The 8,779-nt window shown below is 52.5% G+C and carries 12 protein-coding genes; 3 read left to right on the top strand and 9 right to left on the bottom strand.

Features of this window, described 5'->3' with window-relative positions; all coding sequences use genetic code 11:
* Positions 1 to 382 precede the first annotated feature (382 nt).
* Positions 383 to 787, top strand: coding sequence for an META domain-containing protein (locus AC16KF_RS00440; RefSeq protein ID WP_484035306.1), 405 nt, complete (start codon positions 383 to 385; stop codon positions 785 to 787).
* A gap of 139 nt (positions 788 to 926) precedes the next feature.
* On the opposite strand, the gene AC16KF_RS00435 is transcribed toward AC16KF_RS00440, so the two are convergent.
* From AC16KF_RS00435 to AC16KF_RS00395, 9 genes are all read right to left on the bottom strand, one after another.
* A complete protein-coding gene (locus AC16KF_RS00435; RefSeq protein WP_484035305.1) occupies positions 927 to 1,574 on the bottom strand; it encodes an SIMPL domain-containing protein in 648 nt (215 codons plus the stop codon).
* A gap of 7 nt (positions 1,575 to 1,581) precedes the next feature.
* Positions 1,582 to 1,812, bottom strand: a complete 231-nt coding sequence (locus AC16KF_RS00430) for a type II toxin-antitoxin system HicA family toxin (protein WP_484035304.1) — start codon at positions 1,810 to 1,812, stop codon at positions 1,582 to 1,584.
* Positions 1,805 to 2,014 (bottom strand): type II toxin-antitoxin system HicB family antitoxin, encoded by a 210-nt coding sequence (locus tag AC16KF_RS00425; RefSeq protein WP_484035303.1) that lies wholly within the window; start codon positions 2,012 to 2,014, stop codon positions 1,805 to 1,807. Before AC16KF_RS00425 ends, AC16KF_RS00430 begins: the two co-directional genes overlap by 8 nt.
* Positions 2,015 to 2,095: 81 nt before the next feature.
* On the bottom strand, positions 2,096 to 3,067 hold the full coding sequence (locus tag AC16KF_RS00420) for a protein-tyrosine phosphatase family protein (RefSeq protein WP_484035302.1): 972 nt from the start codon (positions 3,065 to 3,067) through the stop codon (positions 2,096 to 2,098).
* Positions 3,067 to 4,374, bottom strand: a complete 1,308-nt coding sequence (gene kynU, locus AC16KF_RS00415; protein WP_484035301.1) for a kynureninase — start codon at positions 4,372 to 4,374, stop codon at positions 3,067 to 3,069. Before kynU ends, AC16KF_RS00420 begins: the two co-directional genes overlap by 1 nt.
* A gap of 75 nt (positions 4,375 to 4,449) precedes the next feature.
* Positions 4,450 to 6,072 (bottom strand): GMC oxidoreductase, encoded by a 1,623-nt coding sequence (locus AC16KF_RS00410; protein ID WP_484035300.1) that lies wholly within the window; start codon positions 6,070 to 6,072, stop codon positions 4,450 to 4,452.
* Between the two features lie 144 nt (positions 6,073 to 6,216).
* A complete protein-coding gene (locus AC16KF_RS00405; protein WP_484035299.1) occupies positions 6,217 to 6,606 on the bottom strand; it encodes a PIN domain-containing protein in 390 nt (129 codons plus the stop codon).
* The gene (locus AC16KF_RS00400; RefSeq protein ID WP_484035298.1) at positions 6,596 to 6,823 is read right to left on the bottom strand and encodes a hypothetical protein; all 228 of its coding nucleotides are present in this window, start codon (positions 6,821 to 6,823) and stop codon (positions 6,596 to 6,598) included. The genes AC16KF_RS00405 and AC16KF_RS00400 overlap by 11 nt, the downstream gene beginning before the upstream one ends.
* Positions 6,824 to 7,149: 326 nt before the next feature.
* Positions 7,150 to 7,281 carry a hypothetical protein gene (locus AC16KF_RS00395; RefSeq protein ID WP_484035297.1) on the bottom strand — a complete coding sequence of 44 codons (132 nt, stop codon included), beginning with the start codon at positions 7,279 to 7,281 and terminating at the stop codon, positions 7,150 to 7,152.
* A gap of 156 nt (positions 7,282 to 7,437) precedes the next feature.
* Here AC16KF_RS00395 and tgt point away from each other — a divergent pair, with 156 nt between their 5' ends.
* Together tgt and AC16KF_RS00385 are read left to right on the top strand one after the other, a co-directional pair.
* Positions 7,438 to 8,562, top strand: a complete 1,125-nt coding sequence (tgt, locus tag AC16KF_RS00390; RefSeq protein WP_484035296.1) for a tRNA guanosine(34) transglycosylase Tgt — start codon at positions 7,438 to 7,440, stop codon at positions 8,560 to 8,562.
* On the top strand, positions 8,555 to 8,779 hold the full coding sequence (locus AC16KF_RS00385; protein WP_484035295.1) for a hypothetical protein: 225 nt from the start codon (positions 8,555 to 8,557) through the stop codon (positions 8,777 to 8,779). Before tgt ends, AC16KF_RS00385 begins: the two co-directional genes overlap by 8 nt.

Here is an 8,779-nt window from a genome sequence, read left to right as displayed (position 1 = left end):
CGGCAGCAGACTCAACTGCTCCATTGCGTACGGCTTGAAGGTGAGGTTTCGGTTGTTCATCTCCCTATTGTATTAAACTTTTCCCCAACTGAGGAGGGGCTGTCCTCCCCTTTTTAGACAGCCCCTGCCAACTGCGTAAGTTCTGTTGTAGAAAAAAGCGCTAGAGGCTGATGCCGCGTTCATGGTTCTATCAAAGGGAGAAATTTTTTAACGCGAATGGCGCAATAACACTTTTAAAATTCGCGTTATTCGTTCATCAGCGGCATTCGCGTTCCAAGGCTTTTTCTCAACCAATCATTTGAGGAGATAGCCGCGTGCCGTTGGGGAACATTTGTGAGAAAATATCGTCAGATAAAATGAAAACAAATTTACGAGGAATATCATGAAAAAATTCTATCTGTTGATCGTTGCTGTGCTTATGCTTGCCGCGTGCGCCCCCGCCGCGACCCCATCCCTCGCGGGGGAATGGGGACTCGTTTCGTATGGCTCAGCCTCCAGCCCAACATCTGCCGACCCGAGCATTGACACATCCATTTTGTTTGACGCTGAAAAGATCAGCGGCAATGTGGGTTGCAATCAATTCAATGGCGGATACACGTTGGAGGGTAGCAACATCGTTTTTGCCCCATTCATCTCGACGAAGATGGCGTGCATTGGCAACGCGAGCGTGCAAGAGTCTGCCATCCTCAGCGTTTTCGCTGGCGCCGCAACCTTTTCGCTGGATGGCGATACGCTGACCATCACTTCTGCCGATGGCGCGTCTGTGATTGTGTTGGCGCGGAAATAAATTCTTTAGCCACAGATTCCACGAATTGTCACGGATTTTTTATTTCTTTACGTGATGAGAAAATCGAAAAGCCAACCCTCTATTCAGGGTTGGCTTAATTTGTGTAAATCCGTGTAATCTGTGGCTGAGTCTCTTGGGTTTACAACGCGCTCACGCGATACCAAATCTCTACGTTCACATTGATCGTCTTGCTGTGTTGAATGTCCATGCCGAGGCTGGGTTCGGGGGTGATGCCCACGGAACGTTTCATCGGCGCCGCCTGCATCGCCGCAAATTGCGGATACGGCATCTCTTCGTCGAAAGTATTTTCGATCAGGTCGTACACGCCAAGAATTTTCACGCCCATCGCCTTCGCCACTTTGTCCGCTTTGCTTTTGGCTTTTTCCAACGCCGCGAGCAAGCCGCGTTCGCGCGCTTCATCTTCGTTGTACTTCCACACGATGCGTTCCAACGTGGCGTTCTTTTGCTCTGAGATAACATCGAGTATCTCGGCGAGCGAATCCAATTTTTCACACTGGATTTTCAGCCGATACGTCGCGCTGGATGATTTGAGCAACGCGCCGCTCGACGTCTCGATGTGGACTCCCTGCAAGTGGATCGCTTCCGATTTGACCCCGAGGCTGGTCACTGCTTCGACGAGTTGATTCACCTCTTTGGCTTTTTTCATCGCCGCGTCCCCGCTGACGAGCGACGACCCTTTGACGGTCACGAACAAGTCCGCGCGGTTGGCGGATATCTCTTCTTTATGATTGGCAGATACTTTGATGGTGTCGGGTTTGGATTCCATAGCGTTTTTACTTCACAACCTTCAGAAAATCTTCCGCTGAAATTCTTGCTTGTTTGAGGATACTGTGTAATGTTCCAATTGCCACTTCATTGTGCATTGGCACGACACAACCAACAGTTCCCTCATTTGTAGATTTCTTCATTACAACATGGCTTCCACGCTGGCGCGCTTGAACAAAGCCAAGCCTTTCCAACGCGCGGACGATCTCCCGCCCTGATAGATGCGGCAAACTAGGCATACACTGCCACGTCGAACGTGGTCAATAATCGGCGATTAAATTCTTTCAGCGGGAATTCTTCTAAGTAGAGTTCTGTGGCTTCTTTGAGATTCGCAACAGCCTCTTCGATTGTTTCCCCTTGACTCACGGTTCCCACTTCGGGACAATCTGCCACATACCAATTGTCTTCCTTATGGATTACGGCTGTAAAAGTTTGAGTCATGGTCGTTCTCCTGTTTCTTTTGAAATTATAGCATCTTCCTCAATTGTCAAATGCAGACAACTCAAATGGCCGCGTTGGGGGCTATGAGATTTTCCCTTTTGATGTTGCCAGCCAGCGGAGCGCCAGCCAGTGATGCGAATCGGGTCGCGCCCACGGGTGATGTTGGCGGACACGGGCAAGCGCCTCTTCGGCGTTCAGCCTTTCCAAAAGGATCAATGTGGCACAGCAAATTGTAACGGAACGATTCATCCCTGCCACACAGTGGACAAGGACGCGTTGATCGTTTCTCAATCGCTCGATCACCCAGCCCACCTCCTCACGGATTTGTTCCACTGTCATCCCTTGCGAGCCCTCACCGTGTTCGATTGCCCTGTCGTTTGGATGTAAATCTTTTCCCGACCTTACCCAGCGGCTGGGTTTTTCTCCGAGGTTGAGCGCTGCGTCCACTTGCGGGCGCGACTTGGGTTGTACATGCACTCCACCGACGAACAGCCTGCGGCGTATTTCAATGCCGTTTCGTTTGATGTTGACGGGATCGCCACCGTATTTCTTGTTGATCGCCTTGAATTCGGGAACCAATCTGTTCGTCATGGGCGGAGCGGGCGACCAATCGCGTTCGATGGTGAAGGGTTTTTGGACAACGCGGCTAATCTTGCAAGTCACTTTTCGCGCCAGAAATGACATATCCGCCCCGACAGGGAGGCGCAAACCAAACATGTAGAATACATCTTTTTTATTGGGCTGACGCCATGAATACATGTAGGCGATGGTTCGCGATGAATCGTCCATGCTGTATTTGTCGAGGTTGGTGAAAAAATCGTCCCGTTTGAGTTTGGAGATTGTTGAGAAGGTCAATTCCAACGGAATGAACTTTGCCTTGACGCGCTCGATGATTTTCCCATCTTTGCGGATCAATTTGGAGGACAGCGGCTGGAATCCTTGAACGCGCAACACGATCGTGTTTTTGGTTTCCTCGTAGGAATCCAACCTGCCGCCTTGTAGAAGGGAGGCAAAGGGATGTTCGATGATTCGCGCGCGAGTCTTGGATGTCATCAGGTGACGGTCAACTTTTGCTTCGGATATTTCTCGTATCGCTTTTCATCCATCACGCGTTTGATGCGTTCAAAGCCTTCCCGAATTTCGGCGAAGGAGGTATAGAGTGATGAAAAGCCGAGGCGGATGTTGTCGGGTTCGCGGAAGTCGGGGATAACGTTCATCTCTTCGATGAGGGCGCGGTTGATGCGGTAGCCGTCGGCGTGGCGGATGGAGATGTGTGAGCCGCGCTTGGCAGAGTCACGTGGGGAGCCGAGGGAAAAGCCGAGAGGGGCGAGCCAGCTATCCGTCAGGAAAGAAGCGTAGTCTGTCATCAAAATGGATTTGGCGCGGATGGCGTCCATGCCCGCTTGCAGAGTCGGTTCGATGCCCGCTTCCATTGTGAGGAGGGAGATCATCGGTTGTGTGCCGACCAAGAATCTTTGCGCGCCGTCGGCGGGTTCGTAGTCGAGACCGAAGTCGAACGGATTTTTTTGTCCCCACCAACCCCAGATGGGCGAGGTGAGTTTGTCTTGAATTTTTTTGTTGACGTAGAGGAAGGCGGGCGCGCCTGGTCCGCCGTTGAGATATTTGTAGGTGCAGCCGATGGCGAAGTCGGCGTTGCAGTGGTCGAGTTCGATGGGGACGGAGCCGACGGAGTGACTCAGATCCCATAGCACGAGCGCGCCTCGTTCATGCGCGAGTTTGGTAACTGCTTGCATGTCGTAGATGTATCCGCTTTTGAATACGACATGCGAGAGTGTGACGAGGGCGGTGTTTTCGTTGATGGAGCCTTCGAGTTGGAGGAGGTTGGGGGTGATGTCGTTGTCGGCGGGGGTGATGCGAAGGATTTCGTATTCGCCCTCACCCCTAGCCCCTCTCCCGCGGGGAGAGGGGGATAATAGATTTTGTATTCCTTGAAGAATGTAAAGGTCAGATGGAAAGTTAAAAGTATCTGTGATGATTCGTTTTTTGTTGGGTTGATGTGTGAGCGCGGCGGTGGCGAGTTTGAAGAGGTTGCTGGATACGGTGTCGGTGACGATCACTTGACCCGCCTCCGCGCCGATGAGTTTGCCGATCTTGTCGCCGACGCGTTGCGGCGCGTCCCACCAGCCTTTGTTCCAGCCGCGGATGAGGTCGTTGCCCCATTGTTCTTCGACAACTTGTTTTGCTCGCTCTTGCGCGACTTTGGGCATCATGCCCAGCGAGTTGCCGTCGAGGTAGATGAGGTCGGGGTCGGTGATGACGAAGCGCTCGCGGTAGGAGGCGAGGGGGTCGAGGGAGTCGAGTTCTTGGGCGAAGGAGAGGGAGGGGGAAAAGGTGGGCATGGTGTGCATTGTAAAGGATGAAGGGTGAATTATGAAGGATGAAAGAGGAAAGATGCGGGTTACGTGTTTCCATGTCTACCTGTTTACTTGTTTACTCTGAATCCGACTCATCGCATATTCCGCCAGCGCGGTGATCGTCAGCGACGGGTTGACGCCAGGGTTGGCGGGCATGATCGAGCCGTCTATGATGTACATGCCTTCGTAGTTGTGGACTTGGAAGTTTTCGTTCACAACGCTTTCTTCGGCGTTTTGTCCCATCGGCGCGCCGCCGAGGATGTGCGCGGTGGTGGGGAGGTTGAACGCGTTCTCGGTGATGGAGCCGAGCGCTGCGCCGTTAATTCGCTTTGCAAATTCACGCGTCACATCGTGACCCGCGTCCACCCGCGCGTGGATTTGGTGATCGGCGTCGGGTTGGGCGACCAAGCCGCGGCGGAAGAGCGTGAGCGGACTGCGCCCGATGCGGAATTTCATGTGATTGTCCACGTGTTGCATGACGAGCAGGATGGTCACTTTGCTCGCCCAGTTGGGGAAGACCATCGCGCGGAGGTAGTCAATGGGGTGGCGGAGAATCCACGCGAGCGAACGGACGAGGCGGGCGGGGACATTCGTCACATCGGAGACGAGCGGCGCGCCGAGGAAACGCATCAGCGACGAGCCGTTTGGGTAGCGGACAGGTTCGACGCGAGTCACCTCGTCCGCGTTCATGATGGAGGAGATCGAAACGCCTTGCGAAAAATCCACGTCTGATGTGCGGGCAATCGAGCCGAGCAAGGCTTCGGAGTTTGTGCGCACCATGTCGCCGAGTCGCGGCGAAAGATTCGGCAGTGACTTTTTCACGTCTCGCAGGTTCAATAACAATTTCATCGTCCCCATCACGCCAGCGGAGAAGATGACATTCTTGGCAAAAACTGTTTGTTTGCGTTTGAATGGGGAGGTGGAGGGTTGATAGATGATTTCGTAACGAGCATCAGACCTTTGACTTGCGACCTGTGACTTGATGTTGTCAAAGGTCAAAGGTCGCACGTCAATGACTTCAACCTCCGCCCGCACCTCCGCGCCGTTCTTCTCTGCGAAGTACAAATAATTTTTCGGGAGCGTATTCTTCGCGTTGTGACGACATCCCACCATGCAACCGCCGCAATGGATACAGCCTGCGCGGGCGGGTCCGTCGCCGCCGAAAAAAGGATCGGGGACGGTGACCCCAGCCTCCCCGAAGAATGAACCGACATCCGTCGCGCGGAAGGTGTGTCCCATGCCGCGTTCATCCGCAATTTGTTTGAGGACTTCATCCGCTTTCCAGAGTTTGGGATTGCGCGCCACGCCGAGCATCTTCTTTGCCGTCTCGTAGTGCGGAAGGAGCATGTCGCCCCATTTCACATTTTGATTCCACGCGGCGGTTGCGAACGTCTCGTTGCTGGGAACTTCGAGCACGTTGGCGTATCCCAAACTTCCGCCGCCGACGCCCGCGCCGTGCAGGATCATCGCGCCTTTGAGAATGCTGACCTGCAAAATGCCATGCGCGCGGAGGGCGGGGAGCCAGAGATATTTCCAGAACTGCCAGTTGGTTTTGGCGAAATCTTTATCGTCGTAGCGTTTGCCTTTTTCGAGAACGAGAACGGAATATCCTTTTTCGGTGAGCCGCATGGCGGAAACGCTTCCCCCGAAGCCTGAGCCGATGATGATGAAATCGTAGATCATTTTGGAAGGATGAATTATGAAGGATGAATTATGAAGGATGAAGGGTGAAGGCAAATGTTGAGTGGTATTGAAATGAGGAAAGAAGAAAGAGGAAAGGCGAACTTCTGCTTAAATCAATGAACTAAAGCCCTTCTCGACGAAGGGTTACCACATTTCGGAAACTAAATTTTCAACAACCATGAAATGCTTGTCGCGCGTTGCCAATGTGAGCCCGTGTTGTAGTGCAATCGCCGCGATCCAAATATCGTTTTCGGGGATGGGTTGTCCTGTTTTTCTTAGTTCGTTTTTGACAATGCCGTACCAATACGATGTCTCGGCATCGCAGGGAAGAATCGCGGTTTGGGAGGCGAGTTTCTCGAGTTGCTCGAGGTTCTTTTCAACACGAGATGATTTTCTTGCCCCGTAATGCAATTCCCCCAAGGCAATGCTTGGAATAAACGTGCTATCTGCTTTTTCGAGTCGAGTTAATACATTCCCATCCTGCGCGAATAGTTCGATCAGTACACTGGGATCAAGCAGAAAACTACCACTCATCCCCGTCCACCCGCTCGCAATCTTCTTCGATTGCCTCGCGCATCGTGCGGACATCGTCCATGGAGATCCCGCCCGCAAATTGCATCAACAAAGAACCATGCGTGCCACGCCCCGCGACGGTTCGCAAAGAACGGACGAATGTCAGCACTTGGTGTTGTAAGTTGTCAGGAAGCGCTTTGACTTGCTCGACGATTTGATTGAGAACGGGCATAGCCATTTCTACCTGCCTTTTCCAATGAAGCGATTATAGCACTGCTTTCCAAGCCTGAATTGCCAGACCTGACATGTCTCCGCGAGGAGTTAATAAATCATGACCCATGTCCGCGCGAAAGTTATGGTTGACCATCGCGTAGACAAGACATGTCAGGTCTTTTGGATTCTATGGGTGTCCCGTAATCAACGGCAAAGAGCCTCACCACGAAGGACACAAAGTACACAAAGGGAGAAAAGAGCCTAGATGCCTTGTGTTTTTCCTTTGTGACCGTCGTGTCCTTTGTGTTTGAAAAATGGTTTCCCGTTAAAAACGGTAGAGCCGATTCTATTTTATCGAAACGGACAAACATCCGCTGGCACGTAGATATGACTCTGCGCCCCGTGATAATCGCTCCCAAACGGAATCAAAATCTCAGGATGTTCCACCGCGTATTGGATCGCCGCCGCACAGCCGTCGTACATTTCTCTAATCTCCAATTACCAATCGCCAATTACCCCTCAAAGTTGACGGGTCGCTTCTCGCTTACGCGCTATAGAACAAATTCGACTGGGCAGGAGTTGCTGTGTTTAGGATTTTATCACTCATCGTTATTCGGTCACCCGTTATAATCATGCCCGATGTTCTCCTTCCAAATCACCTCCAAAAACAATCGCGCGCGCGCGGGGATTTTCTCCACGCCGCACGGCGACCTCCTCACGCCTGTCTTCGCGCCCGTCGGCACGCAAGCCACTGTAAAAACCCTCACACCTGAGCATCTCAAGGACATCAACGCCTCGCTCGTGCTGAGCAACACCTATCATCTCTACCTGCGTCCCGGCGACGAACTCGTGCGCGACATGGGCGGCTTGCACAAGTTCATGCAGTGGGGACGTCCCATGCTCACCGACTCGGGCGGCTTTCAAGTGTTCTCGCTCGCGCAGACTCGCAAGATCGACGACGACGGCGTGACCTTCAAGAGTCACATTGACGGTTCGACGCATCGCTTCACGCCTGAAAAATCCGTTGCGATTCAAGAAAATCTCGGCGCGGACATCATCATGGCATTCGACGAATGTTCCGACCCCAATGACCACGCCTACTCCAAACTCGCCATGCACAGGACTCATCGCTGGGCGGAACGTTCTCTCAAAGCGCAGACGCGGCGCGACCAGGCATTATTCGGGATCGTGCAAGGCGGCGTTCAAGCTGACCTTCGGGCTGAGTCTGCCAACTTCATTGCTTCGCTCGGCACCCCCGGCATCGCCATCGGCGGACTCTCCGTCGGCGAGACCAAACAAGAGATGCACGACACGCTCGACGTGGTTGTTCCTCTTCTGCCCGAAAACAAGCCGCGCTACCTGATGGGAGTCGGCACGCCCGAAGATTTGATCAACGGCGTGGCTCGCGGCATTGACATCTTCGATTGCGTTCTGCCGACTCGCTTAGCCCGTCACCACTCCGCTTTTGCGCCTGAAGGTCGCCTCAACTTGATGAACGCGACGTTTGCGCGTGATGAAAAGCCAATTGACGAGACTTGCGATTGCTACGCCTGCAAAACTTTTACGCGGGCTTACATCCGCCACTTGATCGTGGCAAAAGAATTGCTTGCTGGAACATTGATCTCCATTCACAATTTGCGCGCATTGATTCGATTGATGGAGCAGATGCGGGTCTACATCGCGGATGGTTCGTTCGAGTCGCGGGTGCCTGAGTTGTTGAGTCAATGGCAGGGGAATGCAGAGCGTAAAAAAATCCATGAATAACGGATTATGGGATGATGCAATTTTCAAAATTGCTGACAAACTCATGAAAAAGCCCGCCGAATTTACCTCAGAACAGACTTATCCATGCCCTGTCTGTGGGAGAAAATTGATAATTCAGGTTGGTCACTATCAACGAGGCAAAATAAAAATGATCGGCATAACAATTGAATGCAAGGTCTGTAATCAAGCAATTGCAGTTGATGGTATTGAAGAATAA

This window comes from Candidatus Defluviilinea gracilis (assembly GCF_057138825.1).
This window is presented reverse-complemented; position numbering and strand designations above follow the sequence as displayed.

Coding starts and splice junctions, on each gene's coding strand:
- AC16KF_RS00425 (WP_484035303.1), bottom strand. CDS start 2,014: ATGACTCAAACTTTTACAGCCGTAATCCATAAGGAAGACAATTGGTAT.
- AC16KF_RS00430 (WP_484035304.1), bottom strand. CDS start 1,812: ATGCCTAGTTTGCCGCATCTATCAGGGCGGGAGATCGTCCGCGCGTTG.
- AC16KF_RS00410 (WP_484035300.1), bottom strand. CDS start 6,072: ATGATCTACGATTTCATCATCATCGGCTCAGGCTTCGGGGGAAGCGTT.
- AC16KF_RS00395 (WP_484035297.1), bottom strand. CDS start 7,281: ATGTACGACGGCTGTGCGGCGGCGATCCAATACGCGGTGGAACATCCT.
- AC16KF_RS00440 (WP_484035306.1), top strand. CDS start 383: ATGAAAAAATTCTATCTGTTGATCGTTGCTGTGCTTATGCTTGCCGCG.
- tgt (WP_484035296.1), top strand. CDS start 7,438: ATGTTCTCCTTCCAAATCACCTCCAAAAACAATCGCGCGCGCGCGGGG.
- kynU (WP_484035301.1), bottom strand. CDS start 4,374: ATGCCCACCTTTTCCCCCTCCCTCTCCTTCGCCCAAGAACTCGACTCC.
- AC16KF_RS00420 (WP_484035302.1), bottom strand. CDS start 3,067: ATGACATCCAAGACTCGCGCGCGAATCATCGAACATCCCTTTGCCTCC.
- AC16KF_RS00385 (WP_484035295.1), top strand. CDS start 8,555: ATGAATAACGGATTATGGGATGATGCAATTTTCAAAATTGCTGACAAA.
- AC16KF_RS00405 (WP_484035299.1), bottom strand. CDS start 6,606: ATGAGTGGTAGTTTTCTGCTTGATCCCAGTGTACTGATCGAACTATTC.
- AC16KF_RS00435 (WP_484035305.1), bottom strand. CDS start 1,574: ATGGAATCCAAACCCGACACCATCAAAGTATCTGCCAATCATAAAGAA.
- AC16KF_RS00400 (WP_484035298.1), bottom strand. CDS start 6,823: ATGGCTATGCCCGTTCTCAATCAAATCGTCGAGCAAGTCAAAGCGCTT.